The organism is Bacillus salipaludis (assembly GCF_030938565.1).
GTDB lineage: Bacteria > Bacillota > Bacilli > Bacillales > Cytobacillaceae > Neobacillus > Neobacillus salipaludis_A.
The window spans coordinates 80,563-95,571 of sequence record NZ_JAVGVR010000002.1 but is presented as its reverse complement, the minus strand read 5'-3'; the positions used below and the strand labels follow the sequence as shown (position 1 = coordinate 95,571).

General features: G+C 33.8%; 17 protein-coding genes and 1 pseudogene. 11 read left to right on the top strand and 7 right to left on the bottom strand.

Annotation, left to right across the window (positions count from 1 at the left end; translation table 11 throughout):
* Positions 1–2 precede the first annotated feature (2 nt).
* The 10 genes from RCG21_RS31530 (at position 3) to RCG21_RS31485 (ending at position 9,991) form a co-directional block, all read left to right on the top strand.
* The gene (locus tag RCG21_RS31530) at positions 3–827 is read left to right on the top strand and encodes a carbohydrate ABC transporter permease (RefSeq protein WP_372512799.1); all 825 of its coding nucleotides are present in this window, start codon (positions 3–5) and stop codon (positions 825–827) included.
* 30 nt (positions 828–857) lie between these two features.
* Complete coding sequence (locus RCG21_RS31525) at positions 858–1,838, top strand: LacI family DNA-binding transcriptional regulator (protein ID WP_308914406.1); 981 nt, start codon at positions 858–860, stop codon at positions 1,836–1,838.
* A gap of 729 nt (positions 1,839–2,567) precedes the next feature.
* On the top strand, positions 2,568–3,377 hold the full coding sequence (locus tag RCG21_RS31520; protein ID WP_308914405.1) for a hypothetical protein: 810 nt from the start codon (positions 2,568–2,570) through the stop codon (positions 3,375–3,377).
* A gap of 13 nt (positions 3,378–3,390) precedes the next feature.
* Positions 3,391–4,218: a DUF5677 domain-containing protein gene (locus tag RCG21_RS31515; protein WP_308914404.1), complete on the top strand. Its 828-nt coding sequence runs from the start codon at positions 3,391–3,393 to the stop codon at positions 4,216–4,218.
* 428 nt (positions 4,219–4,646) lie between these two features.
* Positions 4,647–5,426 carry a hypothetical protein gene (locus tag RCG21_RS31510; protein ID WP_308914403.1) on the top strand — a complete coding sequence of 260 codons (780 nt, stop codon included), beginning with the start codon at positions 4,647–4,649 and terminating at the stop codon, positions 5,424–5,426.
* Between the two features lie 691 nt (positions 5,427–6,117).
* Positions 6,118–6,525 carry a type VII toxin-antitoxin system MntA family adenylyltransferase antitoxin gene (gene mntA, locus RCG21_RS31505; RefSeq protein WP_308914402.1) on the top strand — a complete coding sequence of 136 codons (408 nt, stop codon included), beginning with the start codon at positions 6,118–6,120 and terminating at the stop codon, positions 6,523–6,525.
* Positions 6,515–6,919, top strand: a complete 405-nt coding sequence (gene hepT / locus RCG21_RS31500; RefSeq protein WP_308914401.1) for a type VII toxin-antitoxin system HepT family RNase toxin — start codon at positions 6,515–6,517, stop codon at positions 6,917–6,919. The genes mntA and hepT overlap by 11 nt, the downstream gene beginning before the upstream one ends.
* A 105-nt stretch (positions 6,920–7,024) precedes the next feature.
* Positions 7,025–8,131, top strand: a complete 1,107-nt coding sequence (xerS, locus tag RCG21_RS31495) for a tyrosine recombinase XerS (RefSeq protein WP_308914400.1) — start codon at positions 7,025–7,027, stop codon at positions 8,129–8,131.
* Between the two features lie 62 nt (positions 8,132–8,193).
* Positions 8,194–8,373 (top strand): tyrosine-type recombinase/integrase, encoded by a 180-nt coding sequence (locus RCG21_RS31490; RefSeq protein WP_372512798.1) that lies wholly within the window; start codon positions 8,194–8,196, stop codon positions 8,371–8,373.
* Positions 8,374–9,340: 967 nt separating this feature from the next.
* Positions 9,341–9,991: a hypothetical protein gene (locus RCG21_RS31485; protein WP_308914398.1), complete on the top strand. Its 651-nt coding sequence runs from the start codon at positions 9,341–9,343 to the stop codon at positions 9,989–9,991.
* Between the two features lie 79 nt (positions 9,992–10,070).
* Here RCG21_RS31485 and RCG21_RS31480 read toward each other — a convergent pair whose 3' ends face one another.
* The 5 genes from RCG21_RS31480 to RCG21_RS31460 form a co-directional block, all read right to left on the bottom strand.
* The gene (locus RCG21_RS31480; RefSeq protein ID WP_308914397.1) at positions 10,071–10,322 is read right to left on the bottom strand and encodes a hypothetical protein; all 252 of its coding nucleotides are present in this window, start codon (positions 10,320–10,322) and stop codon (positions 10,071–10,073) included.
* A 91-nt stretch (positions 10,323–10,413) separates the two neighbouring features.
* Complete coding sequence (locus tag RCG21_RS31475; protein ID WP_308914396.1) at positions 10,414–11,244, bottom strand: ATP-dependent DNA ligase; 831 nt, start codon at positions 11,242–11,244, stop codon at positions 10,414–10,416.
* A gap of 71 nt (positions 11,245–11,315) precedes the next feature.
* Positions 11,316–11,582: a hypothetical protein gene (locus tag RCG21_RS31470; protein ID WP_308914395.1), complete on the bottom strand. Its 267-nt coding sequence runs from the start codon at positions 11,580–11,582 to the stop codon at positions 11,316–11,318.
* A gap of 109 nt (positions 11,583–11,691) precedes the next feature.
* The gene (locus RCG21_RS31465) at positions 11,692–11,790 is read right to left on the bottom strand and encodes a hypothetical protein (protein ID WP_308914394.1); all 99 of its coding nucleotides are present in this window, start codon (positions 11,788–11,790) and stop codon (positions 11,692–11,694) included.
* Complete coding sequence (locus RCG21_RS31460) at positions 11,759–12,052, bottom strand: YolD-like family protein (protein WP_308914719.1); 294 nt, start codon at positions 12,050–12,052, stop codon at positions 11,759–11,761. Before RCG21_RS31460 ends, RCG21_RS31465 begins: the two co-directional genes overlap by 32 nt.
* Positions 12,053–12,968: 916 nt before the next feature.
* Here RCG21_RS31460 and RCG21_RS31455 point away from each other — a divergent pair.
* A pseudogene (locus RCG21_RS31455) lies at positions 12,969–13,315 on the top strand (thermonuclease family protein); the annotation flags it as partial.
* A gap of 427 nt (positions 13,316–13,742) precedes the next feature.
* Here RCG21_RS31455 and RCG21_RS31450 read toward each other — a convergent pair.
* Together RCG21_RS31450 and RCG21_RS31445 are read right to left on the bottom strand one after the other, a co-directional pair.
* On the bottom strand, positions 13,743–14,012 hold the full coding sequence (locus RCG21_RS31450) for a hypothetical protein (RefSeq protein ID WP_308914393.1): 270 nt from the start codon (positions 14,010–14,012) through the stop codon (positions 13,743–13,745).
* A gap of 665 nt (positions 14,013–14,677) precedes the next feature.
* Entirely contained in the window at positions 14,678–14,875 is a 198-nt protein-coding gene (locus tag RCG21_RS31445) for a hypothetical protein (protein WP_308914392.1), read from the bottom strand.
* Positions 14,876–15,009 lie beyond the last annotated feature (134 nt).

Sequence of the window (15,009 nt, the reverse complement as noted above, 5' to 3'; positions counted from 1 at the left end):
GTATTGGTTTAAAACGTGTTCTTTCTTTTTTAAAGGCAGGTTCTTTGTTTATTACACTAATAATATTTTTACTTCCATTTATCTTGATTGTCATGAATTCATTTAAAACAACACAGCAGTTTGTGGAGAATCCATTCTCATTTCCAGAGAGCTTTAAATCGGATAATTTTATTAATGCCTTTAATAGTATGGATTTTTCAAGAGGTTTCTTAAATTCGATAATTATTACTATGGTAAGCACCATTTTTATTATTATTTTTTCCTCGATGACTGGATACTTGTTCGCTCGTTTTAAATGGAAAATCAATAAAATACTATTCTTTACTATTTTGTCATCTATGACACTTCCTTTCCAGGTCCTAATGATTCCACTTGTCAAAATCTATGGAGAGTTGGGACTTCTTAATATGAGGTCGACTTTAATATTTATGCATATCGGTTTTATGGTCCCTTTTGGCATTTTTTTATTCCACGGCTTTATAAAAGGGATACCATTTGAATTGGAGGAAGCAGCCTTTATCGAGGGTTGTTCAAGATTTAAAACATTCTTCTTGGTTGTTTTTCCGCTCTTGAAGCCAATCATCGTAACCCTTTGTATTTTAGATGTGCTCGCAATTTGGAATGATTACTTGTTGCCTAGTTTAATTTTACAATCTCCAGAATTAAGAACCTTGCCGTTATCCGTATTTAGTTTCTTCTCCTCCTATTCTGTGGATTTTGCTCCATTGATGGCCGGGTTAATTATGACGATTATCCCTGTGTTGGTGCTTTACTTGTTGCTTCAAAAATACATTATCAAAGGAATCACTCAAGGGGCACTGAAATAAATTAGCTTTTCGGAAAAGGAGTTAAATTTAATGGCAGTAACAATTAAAGATATCGCAGAAAAGGTAGGTGTTTCGGTTACAACCATTTCCCGGGTTCTAAACAACCGAGGATATATAAGTGACAATTTAAAAAAAAGGGTTCAGGATGCTATGGAGGAGATGAACTATCAACCTAATGAAATAGCTCGTTCCTTATCCCGTAAAAAGTCCAATATTATAGGACTGATTATCCCGGATGTATCTCACCCTTTCTTTGCAGAACTTACGAAAAATATCGAGTATTACGCTTACAGTCACGGTTATAAGATACTCCTTTGCAATTCCTTGTTGAATAAGAGGAAGGAGAAAGAGTATTTTGACCTGTTAAAAGCAAGCAGAGTGGATGGAATTATTTTGGGTAGTCATACGATGGGAGTGGAAGAATATCGGTCAATCAAACTGCCAATTGTAACGATAGACCGACAAATTACTGATTCCATTCCTTGTATTTCATCCGATAATTATGAGGGTGGGAAACTTGCCACCAAGGTACTAATCGATAAAAAGTGCAGAAAAATTGCTTACATCAGTGGAAATCTACAATTGAATTTATTGGCTACAAAAAGACATGATGCATTTTTAGAGCAAGTGAAAGCAAATGGAGTTGAATACGTTGTTAAGCAAACACACGTAAATGGATTTAACTTAGAAGATTACCGGAAGTTGGTTCATGCTTTATTTAAAGAGCACCCCGATGTTGACGGCGTATTTGCTAGTAGTGATATTATTGCAATGGAAGTTGTAAGAGAATGTCATCGGTTAGGAAAAAGTATACCAGACCAAGTTAGAGTTGTAGGTTATGATGGAATTGAACAGGGTTATTTCCAAAATTGTGAAATAACAACAATTGAACAACCGATTAAAGATATGGGTGAATTAGCAGTTCAGTATCTAATTCAACAGATTGCGGGCGAGGCCCCCCCAATGGAAACGATACTCCCCATTAAATTACTAAAAAGGGGAACAGCTTGATTGGTTTCCAATTAAACATCAGGAATATAAAGCGGCTCAACTTTTGAGCCGCTTTATTCTATATTCTGGATTGAATTATGCATCTTTTTTCCATGATATTTCAAATCACATTGCCAGTTTTATTAGTATGGTGAACCATATTAAGTAGAGGTAGTCTATTTGAAAGATTTGTATGTACCTACTTAGTTTGTAGGGAATTATACTGTGGATGCCAAGCATTTTTTTTATTTTGTAATTGCTTTATTCATTAATCAAATGATTGTCATTTTCGCGCGAAGCGAATCTTTAGATTACATAAATAAAATATGCTGGACAATACAAACAACTTTAACACATCTTGTCTAGCATGCATTATAATAGCTTAATGCAATGTATGGTGTTGGGGGAAAAGGTGAGGTTTGTAACCAGTTAAATTCCGAAATAAATGGACATTTCTTCTACCGTTCAAATGTTATTCTTTATAAAAAAATCCATAAAGAGAAAAAGTTTGTACAAACATTCTTGTCTTTTTTTGTACAAACGTTTTTGTCCTAAATTTTCTCAAAAGGGTATTGTACAAATATTCTTGTTGTTTTTGTCTAGAGATTTATGTCGGTGAACAAAATTGCTCCTTTCAATAGGGGAGATTATTCATAATTTAATTATTCGTATAATACACATTTTGCGAAAGTAACTGTGTGGTATAATTATCCATAGCTCAAAACTTGAAAAGGTAATGGAGGTATATATGTGTCAAAAATCTTAAACTGCACTAGCGTAGAAACAATATATAAATCTTTAGAAAATATTTTAGGGGGCAACGTAGTAGGTTTTGTTGGTGATAATAATTATAGAATAAAACCTCCTATTAATGGGTTTGTACAATTTGAGCGTCCAACTATTGAATATATTAAAGATTACTTTAGAATTTCAAATTTTGCATATGATGAGGTTGTAATTCACCATGCTACTTCTTTAATTAACAAATCGAGTTTCTTAGAACAAGGAATCTACAACCTTAAGACTCTCGCTGAAATGCCATTTACCTATTTTAAGGAATTCTTACAAAAGAACGATATTGAATTTAAGTTGGACCAAGATGGTTTTCCCTTTTTTGAGTATAACTGTAAAAGAGTTACGTCCAACTATCTTGAGGTCCGATATAAACGTGATCAGTGTATCAACGGATACCTATTTGCATATTCCATAGGCGAGGATTCGAATATAAGGGAAATTAGAAACTGTCCGGAAATTATAAGCCATTTAGGAAGTCTATTAGGAAAAGACATAAAATTTCAATGGGAAAGGCAGTCAGTACCAAGTTTTATTTCATTTAAGGTAAAACTAGATGATATCCATCATTCCACATTTGACAATGAAAATGTTACTAAACAAGAAAAACAGGAGTTCTTCATATTAAAAGCTTTAGAGTTTTTATTAATTTTTGATGCCATAGTTTATTCATATCCTAAGGACCATCCGATGGTTTATTTAAAGGAGAATAAAATAATTACACCTGAAGATATACTCTCGATAAAAAAAATAGATGATATTGAATAAAAAGGAGAAATAAATGGATAGTTTATCTTATTCATTATTCGACTTAGACTTTCCGGACGAATTAAATAAGCTTAGTAAAGTGATTAGGTATAGTCATTCTACATTAAAAAAACTGGCTCAAATTAGTTTAATATCATACGAAGAAATTACTGTGTTAACTCTTTACAGAAAATTAATTGAAAACATTGATGGTATCTTAGTTCTTGTTGACAGTGGACTGGACAGTCCTTCAACTTCGGTTATTAGATCTGCATATGAAATCTTTATGCAACTTGAGTTTATACTTGAAAATCAAAAAGAATTCAAATCTAGAGCCCGATCTTACTATAGCACTTGGTTGTTTGAAGAGATAACATTTATTGAAAAACAATTGAAGAGCACACACCCTTTACTAGAAAAGGAAATTTTATTACTAAAACTACAAAAAAATAACCAATTGCTTGATAAAGAATTTAAGAATTATAAAATAGAAATACAAAATACCATGAAAAGATTAAACCTTAGATATCCACCAAAATGGTATTCATTATTTAATGGTCCTAAAAGTCTAGGAGAACTGTCAAAAGAAACCTCCTTACAGAAAGTACATAATATCTTGTACAATGGAATGTCTGCCGAGGCTCATGGGCTTAATTCAATTACAGACCTTTCAACTCCGGGTAAGAACTTAATATTACAACCCATTAGAAAAGCAGAGCTGTCACTTATGCCAATAAATTTAGGTCGCACTTTTCTTACTGCTACGACTCACAAAATTGTAGATAAATACTTGCCCAATGAATTTGAAGTGTTTCGAAAATTTATTATAACACTATTTGATGAGGAGAATAAAAATTCGTAAAATAGGACTTTATGAATAGTAAATAGTTAGTAGAAAAAGTGTTTGGTATAATAAAAAGGACTAGAAAAATTTTCTAGTCCTTTAACATTTTAATTAAATCAGCTGAGCCTTCCCATATTAGGGAGGGGGAAGAGCTAAGGGCTTCTGGTGTAGAAAAAATTAGATTTGTTCGATAATGCCCCCGATCTTTAAAGAAAGGTTTCCTTTTTTGACTATTACCTTGAACGTTTGTTTTGAATAAATCAATATGCTGATAATACTTTTTGGTGTTTAACCAGCCATATAATAGTAAGAGATATTTTTTGGTAACACATTTTAAATTTAATTTACTAGTAAACAAAATGAGACTATGAATAGGGTAACAGATCAGTCGTCTATAGTTAGAAAAATTAATAATTACAATTAAACACATAAAGGAGAATATCCAAATGAAATTAGAGAAAGTTTTCGATAAAGTTGTTGAAATTACAAATATGCAACCTTTAGAAGTGACATTTTGGCTAATAATTATAGCATTATTTGTTTGGCTTCAGAAAGAATTTAAAACACAATATCAGAAAAATAAAGAATTAAAAGCAACAAAAACAGACAAGGCATTGACAAATTTAAGTAAAGTATTAGCCATATCTCATCAATATAAAACAAATAGTGGGAAATTAGAAGAATATTATGCAACCTTATATGAATGTTTCACAATAATGGATGGAAATTTAATTAGAAAAATTAAAAGCTATATTAAAGACAATGCAATAACAGAAATACAAAAAATCGATAGAATTGAAGCAACAATATATGAAGAAATTATTTACTTTAGTAATGAAAATAAAAGTCTCTATCCTATAAAGTCTGGAATTGAAGGGATAGATTATCTTTTTAATAAACTGAAAGATATTGTTCTGCCTATAGGGTATGCATTCACTACTATATTTACCATTTTCTTGCTTTTAGGTTTAGGGATAGGAAGGAATAATATTTTTTTAAAAATCGCTGCTCCAACAGCTTTTGTAATTTTAATAATATTAATAACAGGATTCTTTGATATACATCAGAAGAAAAAGCTAAAAAAAACTAGTTATATTTTAATTACTATCATGATTCTATCTTTGATTTTCATTCTTACCTCCACTTCGTTAGCAATCGCTTTAATATTAATAGTGGTTTTCTTAGTTTCCCTAATTCTATTTTTTAATTATGGTATAAGAAAATAAGAGTTTAAAGAAAAACCCGCTATGATTTGAAGCTTTACAGAAAGTACAATTGATTGCTTAAACGTAGCGGATTTTTATATAGAAGGGAAGCATATGAGGAAATCAAGAAAAAAGGAGATGCTTTCAGTATATAGACGTGCATTATAAAGGAAAGTTTTAAATGAAGATAAAAGATTCATAGAAGTTATGGCCCTATTTTATAAATTTGTAAAAAAAAATAGGTTATGAATTGACAAATAAAAATTTTTTTATAATAAATTGAAAAGATGGAAGGCTCCTTCTGAAAGGGGCATCTTTATATTATTTATGGCTTGAATATGGATTTCATGGTAAAGAATTCTTGATGCAGACACTCAATTTGTGAATTCACTTCAAGAATTATATATAGAGAGACTTTTGGTGGTTGCTGTTCAAATAATTAAGATAAGGCTTCTCAGATGTATTCAATAATATGTTTTGAAGGCATCGAATTTTTGATAATATCTTTTCTCGCTATTCAAATTATAAAAGGGAAATCATAATCTATATAATGATTAAAACATTAAATAAAATTGATACCTAGTGCTTTTCAAATTACTGCAGGGTTTGAAGGTATATAAAAATACTATTCGTATAACACTAATTTTACGAATAATCGAAATGATTAAAGACATATGTTATAATAAAAGAAAATTATGGAGGTTTTTAGACAATGAGTCATATTATGGAACAAATCATTGTAGAAACATTAACAGATAAAGTCTCTCCATTCTTAATATATATATTCGGATCAACAGCTAAAGGTAATTTACATAAAGACAGCGATATCGATATTGCTTTTCTAAGCAATAATAAAAATTTAGATAAGTATGAGTTATTTTTGATTGCACAAGAAATTGCAGCAAAGTGTAATCGTGATGTAGACTTAATTGATTTATATCAAGCAAGCACAGTATTCCAAGCTCAGGTGGTTCATACAGGAAAAGTCATTTACTGTACAGATGACCAAACAAAGGCCGAATTTGAGCTTAAAACATTAAAAATGTACACCAAATTAAACGAAGAACGATCTCCAATACTTAAAAATGTAACAGAAAGTGGGTCCATTTATGAAAAATGATGTGATCTTAAATAAAGTAAACATTATTGAACGATGTATTAAACGTATTCATGAAGAGTATGCAAATAACCCCGAGAACCTTAGGAATTATACGAAACAGGATTCCATTGTATTGAACTTGCAGCGAGCTTGTGAAGCGAGTATTGATCTGTCTATGCATATAGTAGCCGAGAAGAAACTTGGCCTTCCTCAAAATAGCCGAGATGCTTTTTCCTTATTAGAGGAAGAAGGTATTCTTCCCCCTTTTCTATCGCAAAAAATGAAAAATATGGTGGGTTTTCGTAATATTGCAGTTCATGATTATCAAGAGATTAACTTAACTATTTTACAGAAAATTTTAGAGAATCATTTAGTTGATTTTTTCCAATTTACAAAAACAATTCTTATGTATTAATTATTGTTTCTCGTAATATAATTATGTAAACAATAATTCGTAAAAATTGTATTATACGAACAATTGTTCTATAATTGAGGTATTATTTCTTATGAGGTGCTTTGAATGGAAATTTCCAAACAACATGAAAAATACGAAAACCAATTAGAAATTTTACTTAATGAAATGCCCTCTTATGTGGTGGAATACGTAGATGCTAAACAAGATATCCGCTCTTCCATCACCCTATTTAATTATGTTAGAGATTATCGTGATTTCTTTAATTGGCTTATAACGGAAGGCATTGCGAAGTGTGATCGAATTAAGGATATTCCCCCAGATGTGCTTTCTTCAATTACATTAGATGAAGCAAGGAATTATTTTAAATTTTTAGCGAGGAAAAAATTTAAAGTATCAGGTGATGAAACAAAGCAAATTAATCCTAAGACAGTAAATCGTCATAAGTCCTCCCTCCGTTCCTTGTTTAAATACATGACTATCGAAGCGGAATTAGACAATAATGAGCCTTACTTCCATCGAAATGTTATGCAAAAAATAGAAGTAACCAAAGTAACGGAGACTTTTAATGAACGAGCTAAAAACCTTACAGATAAGATATTTATTGGAGAAAAAGACCTTGAATTTTTAGACTACATAAAGGGCGAATATGAACTCTCCCTCTCCCCTTCTCAGTTTAAATATTTTAAGCGTGATAGAGAAAGGGATATTAGTATCCTCTCTTTATTCTTAGGAACAGGAATTCGAGTAAATGAGTTATCGAACTTGCGTATTAAGGATATTGATTTCACTTCTAAAGAGATCAGTGTGATACGAAAAGGGAATAAGAAAGATACCGTTTCAGTAACTCCCTCTAGCCTAGATGACTTAAAAACATATCTCTCTATTAGAAATGAAAGATACAAGGCTGGGAACAATGAAAATGAGTATGTATATCTCAAACTTTACAAAAACGAGCCTAAACCTCTTACGAATCGTGCTATTGAGAATATCGTTTATAAATACACAAAATCGTTTGACAAAAGGATGTCTCCTCATAAGTTGCGACATACTTATGCAACAAATCTTGCTGAACAAACTAATGGAGATATCCCATTGATTATGTCTCAACTGGGGCATACTTCTTCTGATATTTCTTTACTTTACATAAATACTACTAGAGAAAAAGCAAGGCTAGCTGCAGAAGCTCTGGATAAGCGCAGAGAGAAACAATAAAATAACCTTCAGTTTCCTAAACTGTAGGTCGGACGAATCCTCTTCGGGAAAAGAAGGCCGGAATCCTTGATATGATCGGTTCGATCGGCTGCCATTCACTCCGCAAGACGTTCGGATACCAGCTTCATAAGAAAGGTGTTGATATCACGCCAATCATGGCTATTTTCGGGCATAGTTCGCCTGAGATAACGCTGGCTTATATCGGGATTACTGACGAGGAAATTAGCGATGCATCCTTATGATCGAAGTTTAGGCTTCGGTCTTTTTTTTACGCTCAATAAAGGGAAAGAGCGCCAACCAAACGAATGGCTAGCGCTCGAACCAAATCCAATAATAAGTATATTATACTAAATAACATAAATATTTCAATGCTTTTTGTGACGTTTGACCTATCGAGGAAGAAAAATTATGCGCAAGTTAGAAACGTCAAATGAAGGGGCTGGGCCGGCCGGGGTTGGGGGGGGCGAACGGATGCCGATGGTTGTCGAAAGTGTGTCACTACCGTAAACAATTCGTATTCACTTCGCTTTGCATGCGATTGTATAACTTATTCACTATTATTACGTATAACATTTATATGGTTTGATGAAATGGGAAGAAATCGGAACCCCTCCCGTTTACTTAAACGCAGTAACAACGATACTCTACGGCATATTTCCGCCACTTCCCACCGAGTTTTGCGGAAATGTAATATTTTGTACATTACGCAAGATAACGTTCTAAACTTCTATTATATACTCCTAGTAGGTATATACAGTAATGTCCGCTATTTCTAAATTAACAGAAGCTTAATAATTAACTCCGCTTTTGTCCATTAGTTATCGTTATTTTTTGCATAAGATATAGTACTTCGTCGATAAGTATAGCTAAATTGAAGCGTCTTAAATAGACGCTTCTTTTTTGTTAATCAATGACAACATCATCGAATGCAATCCGGTGAAACTCGCCTTTTTTCGTTTCTATCAGCATTTGTCTCTGCCGAACATTAACCACATTACATAATATAAAAGTGGGGGCAACGGGTAGGATTCAAACCATTTCACTTCTTAAAAGCGTCATTTATTGGCGCTTTTTTACGTCCTAATCCACGACAACCACTCTTTCAGCTAATACGAAAAGAATCACACGGTAGGTCAACTGTCGTTAATTATTTAAGCCAACATTCATAAAGTATTGTGTACGTTTAATTTTAGAAGGAGGTTTTTCTTATTGTCTCATCATCATGATAAAGACATCACATTGACAACAGGTCCAGTTTGGAGAAATCCCAATACGGACTTCGTTATAGTATCGATGCTGAATCAATCGGACAAGCCCCAGGAAGTCACGGTTTCTATCCTTGATTGGACAACCTGTGACCACCCTGAATATGGCAAGTTTGCGTATACTTGCGGAAATGCACCAAGCTCAGTTGATGAATCATCTGACGAGTCATCATCCAGTTCCGATGACGAATCCTCAAGCTCAAGCTCAAGTTCTGATGAATCTTCGAATTCAGAAGATGGATCATCACCAGTATTAGCCGCACCTGCTGATCCGTCGCCATGTGAACCATTGTCCGACCCGACATGTTGTGACCCTATATCTAGCCCAGAATGTGCACCACCGCTAACCTTCACACCGCTTACTTTTACCATTCAACCACAAACTACGGTGACCGTTTATGGCACACCTCGTACTCCTTGGGTACCGCCAGTTCCGATTTTTGAGGTGCGTGTGAGAATTCCGTTTCTTCCACCGGTACCTGTCGTTCCACCGTCACCTATGCGCGTCAACGTATTTGGGATTAACGCTGCCGGTGTGCCACAAGAGGGTAACTCGATATTCCATAATCTGTTGGTCCCGCCAAATCCCGTTTAATAAGAAAACAGAACGGTAGTGAATCTATGCTGCCGTTTTTGTTATTTAATCTACGACAACCACTCCGACAATGTCCACGTTAAAACGGTAGATCCACGCCATCAACATTGCGCCATTCGTGCGTTTGTAAAACCTTCACCAGCTGCGTAATATCCTCACCGCCACCAATAAGGACCTTCTCTAATATCGCGTGATAGGACATTTCCTTCCGGATCTGCTTCCAAAACGCCAGGGCAACTTGTTCTGGCCGTTTACCTCTGAGCGGAAAGGAACCTTTCTGCGTTATTCGGCTGCCTGCTGAATAATGAATTTCGATAGTCACTTCGGACATATTCCGCCCCTCCTCGTGTTTATTATAGCACGAACGCATGTTCTGTGTGTATAAAAAATAAAAAACGCCACCGGCTAGGGTGACGAAAATCTTACGATATATATTCAACAAAAGACGGAATTCTCAGCTTCCCATCCTTCGTATAATTACGGAACTTTACACGGCATTTAAGCTGCGGATCGATAAAGATAAACTTATTATTTTCCTCGATAATTAGATTGCGATAGCGTTGGTAAAACGTTCGCCTATCCGTTTGATTCATGAACTCCATAATACCAGCCGGCTTTATCTTGCCGCCCTCTTCAACGCCAAGCAATAGGCCGAATTCGTCTTTTCTCATACCGGTGATAAACGCTTCAGTATATTGATAATTAATCACCTTTAGCCAGTCGTGTGATCGCTTGCCAATCTTATAGGCCGAGTCAGCCTTCTTTAATACAACGCCTTCTAATGAATGATCCTGCGTTAATTTAAAGTATGCTTCGCCATTTCCATGCATCCATTGGACAAGAACGATTTCTTGCGTAGGCTGCAAGAATGACTCGAGGAGTTCTTTACGCTCAACTAACGGTAAATTAGCGACTTTATCTCCTTTGTAATAAATAACATCGAACACGCAATACTGGATACGGTGAGCTGACCTTTTCGACTGGAATCGCTCCATCATCGCCTCAAAATCTGGTTTGCCTTCGGAATCAGTTACGATAATCTCGCCATCTATTACCGTGCCGTTTGGAATATCGATCGAAAGCAGTTCGGGAAACTTTGCGGTTACTTCGTTATTATGTCGGGTATATAAGCGAACCTTGTCATCAAACTTCGATAAGATTAAACGAATGCCGTCTAATTTAAGTTCTGTGATATATTCATCATCGTCAAATGGACAATCTGTTTTATGCAATAACATAGGTGATACAAACATATAAAACACCTCATAATAAATTGTACCATGAGGCATTTACTATATTTGATGGTAATTAAATGTAAGTAATATTAATTTCTCCTTGCCAAAATCGGTTGTACGTTATGTAATTTTACTTTGAAGAAAAATTTATAAACATGATTATCTTGCTCATTGACTTCTTTACATGAAACATAATCAGCTCTAAATAGTCGTTGTTGACTATCCATTAAAAATACATCAGTACTATTTCTTTCTTCAAGCTGCTCAATCAAACTGTTAATGATGTCTGGCTTTTCATAATCAACTTCTCTTAGTATGTCTGAGGTGTAAGCATTAACAAATTGCAATTTGTACAAAATAAAGCACCTCCTAAAGTATGATACGAATTAAGCATATACTATTTGAGAAATGCCTTATTGATATAATTATGTAAATACAATGATAATTTAAGCTTTGCTATTTTGTTTAATCTACGACAACCACTCCGACTACATCCTCGAGTGCAATCCTGTGAAACGAACCATCCTCCGTCTCAATCCGTATCTGATGTGTTAAAGGATCCACGTAATGTACATGCCCTTTTATATCCGAAGTAAATCCGTCCGACCACCGCCAGGTTAATCTCCATTGCGTAAGCTATCCGCGAATCAAACTCCTCGAGCTCATAGGCGTCGACTATCGGCTTTGCTATCCGTTCCTGGTCGCGCCCTAGATCACGCTGTCCCTTGATTAGTTCCGGATGCCCGAACGCGAACTGCCACTTTTTCATTCCGCGGTCACGAATTGCCATATCCGTCATCTCCTCGGTATCATTATATACGAACAAACGTTCCGAATGGATAAAAAATAAAAAAGACCGGTTAGGTCCGCTTATGATTTTTTCTTTAATTAATGTGCCCGTTTAGTTGAATAAAGAGTAAAGAAGGGGAAAATAGACGCTCAAGATTGGAAATAGAATAGAAACAATAGGCTTCGAGATTACTCGGAGCTTATTGTTTATGGTAAAATTTGGTATAAAAGGAGGTTGTTATGAAAAGGAATAAGTTGCCTATTTTTATAGTACTTCTCGGTGCGATAATTGGAGCCATTGGTTATTATTTTTTCTTACATGTATTTATACCAAATATGATGTAGTCAACCTCAGGAGGTAATAAAATGAGAAAAAGTGCATGTAAAACATTTACCATTTTATCTAATAGTAAGATGTGGACTCCATCCTCAATGCTAGATTGAGGTTTGGGCATTAAGGATGGAATTTTTAAAGTAGGAACCAAGCATTGAGGAACCTGGTTAAAATTAATATGGACTGTATTTTCCAAAAAAATACATTAAAATAGGCTAATATCCAATTTACGATATTTACGATATTTAAGATAAAATGAATATTCTAAAATTCCCAATCATTCATATGATAAAGGTGTAGGACGATGAGGATCACCTTCCCGATGAAAGCGTCATTATTGACGCTTTTTTAATTCTATCCCAAACACTTATAATTTTTTAAATCTTGGCTATTATAATGATTGGATGTACTTAGAGGAAGGTACATCCTGCCCACACATAAACTGTAGTAAATTCCCCCTTCAAGGGAACCTACAGGGTGTACATAAAAAATGAAGAGAAAGTGGACACTTTTCATTTTTAGGAACCAATCACAACGCAAATGACTAGCTTTGCATGGATGATTGGTTCTTTTTTATGAACATAACCTATAAAATCGACAACTTAATGTTAAACCTATGAATGCTTATAACAGAAATAAGCAACTAGTGAATTCAGGAAAATTGACTATTGAGATTGAAAAAAGCCGTACCGACAAATATGGGAGATTGTTAGCGTATGTTTTTGTGGATGGCAAATCGGTGCAATAAACCTTGTTAAAGGAAGGGTATGCTCGTGTTGCTTACATCTATGAGCCGCTCTAAAATATTTATCTCAATACCACAAGAATGAATAAGTAGCAAAAATTAACCGTTTAAACAGTTGGTCAAAATCTGGATTTGTAACAGAAAAGGGATTCATTGGATGCGTTTCTTCCGTTAATAAGCAAATAAGGTATTTCAACAAAAACCATCTACAAAAGCCCTGAATGAAGAGGGGAATGGAAGCCAATCAGCATATACACATACGCCTTTTCGTTCTCTAACAGGGCTCGTTGATGAAGATTTATATGGTTTTTAACCTTTGTAAATAAAGCAGTGCATTGGGGATACCCTAAACTGGATGGAGAACCATACTACAAGGATAGGATACTTCTGTAAAAGCTAGTACCTGCAGTATTTCAAAATAATAAAAAATAGGACTAACAATGCAGTAAGAATTTTTAAAATTTTTTTCAAACCACCCTCAAATTTGGAGAAAGTATAACCTATCTGTCAGTAAAAATTCCACATATGTCAATGTTGGGGATAATGCACTTTAAGCGCAAAAAGAATAGATGCAAAAATGACAGCTTGATCCGCAGCTCTTGCACCCGCTCTTTCCTTTGTTAAATTAGGAAATTTTCCTTTATAAAATCAATCTTGCAATCCAATATATTTTCTTAAAAGTTGTTCTCCTTCTTCGTCAAGATCGCAATAAACATTACCTTTGTCATCTTTGATTTTGGGTAAAATCTGAAGGTTAATAATGGACCCGTCAGCGTCTTTTAGATTTAGATCTAATTTGACAGCTTCAAAAGTTTTTTCTAATGCCAATTGGTCCCTCACTGTAACTTTAGCTTTAAATTTCCCTAATGTACTGCTTTTAATATGAAATGTTAAAACAGAAGAAATTGAATTAGTCATATAAATAAACACACTCCCTTTAATTAGCAAATTTTTGCCCTGAAAAGTTAGGGTTTATGACTCAATATCCAAGCTAACAACTTGAATGTTGTAAAATAAAATCAATACTGACCTTCAATCATATGTTTCGTACCAACACAGTTCCTTTTGTGTATAAGACAGGAAAAATCCTAGTTTTTTTCCTAATATTTATCAAATGCGAAATTAAAGAGAATTTGAAGATAATGTGTAATAAAAGAGGAGGTAGTCCTTGAAAATGGGTATATATCTTTAAGAGATTGAACATTAGTTATGAAATTTTTTAATCCTTTTGGCACATCATTAACGAAAAAAATGCTACCCTAAGGGATAGCATCCTCACACTTTGAAACTCTTCACATTTTGAGCTGGTTTTGGTATTGGTTGTCACACTTTAATGAATGACGTATTAAAAAATCTATTTTCATATGATAACCTCCATTTTTTATGAATTGTCATCCTTATCTTTTTGCACTATCAATACAGTTAACGAAAAAAGAAGCCCTATCACGCTTCTTTTTCAAGTGTAGTACCTAGTATATACTTTTAACAGTGTAGTTTAAGAGTACTACAAATGGCTAGGGGCAATTCTTTTTTCCAATCATTCTTTAACCAATTGAGTTTTTAGTCTAAAAAATATTAAAAAGTTATCGACTAATTGAGTCCCATTTAATATTGATATCATCAACTTTAAGTTTATAGAATTCCCCAGATTCTGTTTGTAAATTAATATCATAGATTTTTAGATTATAATTATTTAAACTCCTGGTTACATTTAGTAAATCTTCTAATGTATTTTCTTCAATTGATACCTCTAGAATAATTTTACCTTGTGCTATATACACCTTTGCCCCCTCCATTGTATCATCTTCATTTTTATATCTTACAATTAAAGTAAAGTTTTTCCATGGGTATTTTTCCCTGTATTTAAATAAAAATATGAGAAAAATATATTTAAAATTCTTATGTATGTATTTAC

What these genes read in the sequence shown, in the direction of transcription:
- RCG21_RS31525 (WP_308914406.1), top strand. Translation starts at nt 858, where the DNA reads ATGGCAGTAACAATTAAAGATATCGCAGAAAAGGTAGGTGTTTCGGTT.
- RCG21_RS31515 (WP_308914404.1), top strand. Translation starts at nt 3,391, where the DNA reads ATGGATAGTTTATCTTATTCATTATTCGACTTAGACTTTCCGGACGAA.
- RCG21_RS31510 (WP_308914403.1), top strand. Translation starts at nt 4,647, where the DNA reads ATGAAATTAGAGAAAGTTTTCGATAAAGTTGTTGAAATTACAAATATG.
- mntA (WP_308914402.1), top strand. Translation starts at nt 6,118, where the DNA reads ATGAGTCATATTATGGAACAAATCATTGTAGAAACATTAACAGATAAA.
- hepT (WP_308914401.1), top strand. Translation starts at nt 6,515, where the DNA reads ATGAAAAATGATGTGATCTTAAATAAAGTAAACATTATTGAACGATGT.
- xerS (WP_308914400.1), top strand. Translation starts at nt 7,025, where the DNA reads ATGGAAATTTCCAAACAACATGAAAAATACGAAAACCAATTAGAAATT.
- RCG21_RS31480 (WP_308914397.1), bottom strand. Translation starts at nt 10,322, where the DNA reads ATGTCCGAAGTGACTATCGAAATTCATTATTCAGCAGGCAGCCGAATA.
- RCG21_RS31475 (WP_308914396.1), bottom strand. Translation starts at nt 11,244, where the DNA reads ATGTTTGTATCACCTATGTTATTGCATAAAACAGATTGTCCATTTGAC.
- RCG21_RS31450 (WP_308914393.1), bottom strand. Translation starts at nt 14,012, where the DNA reads ATGACTAATTCAATTTCTTCTGTTTTAACATTTCATATTAAAAGCAGT.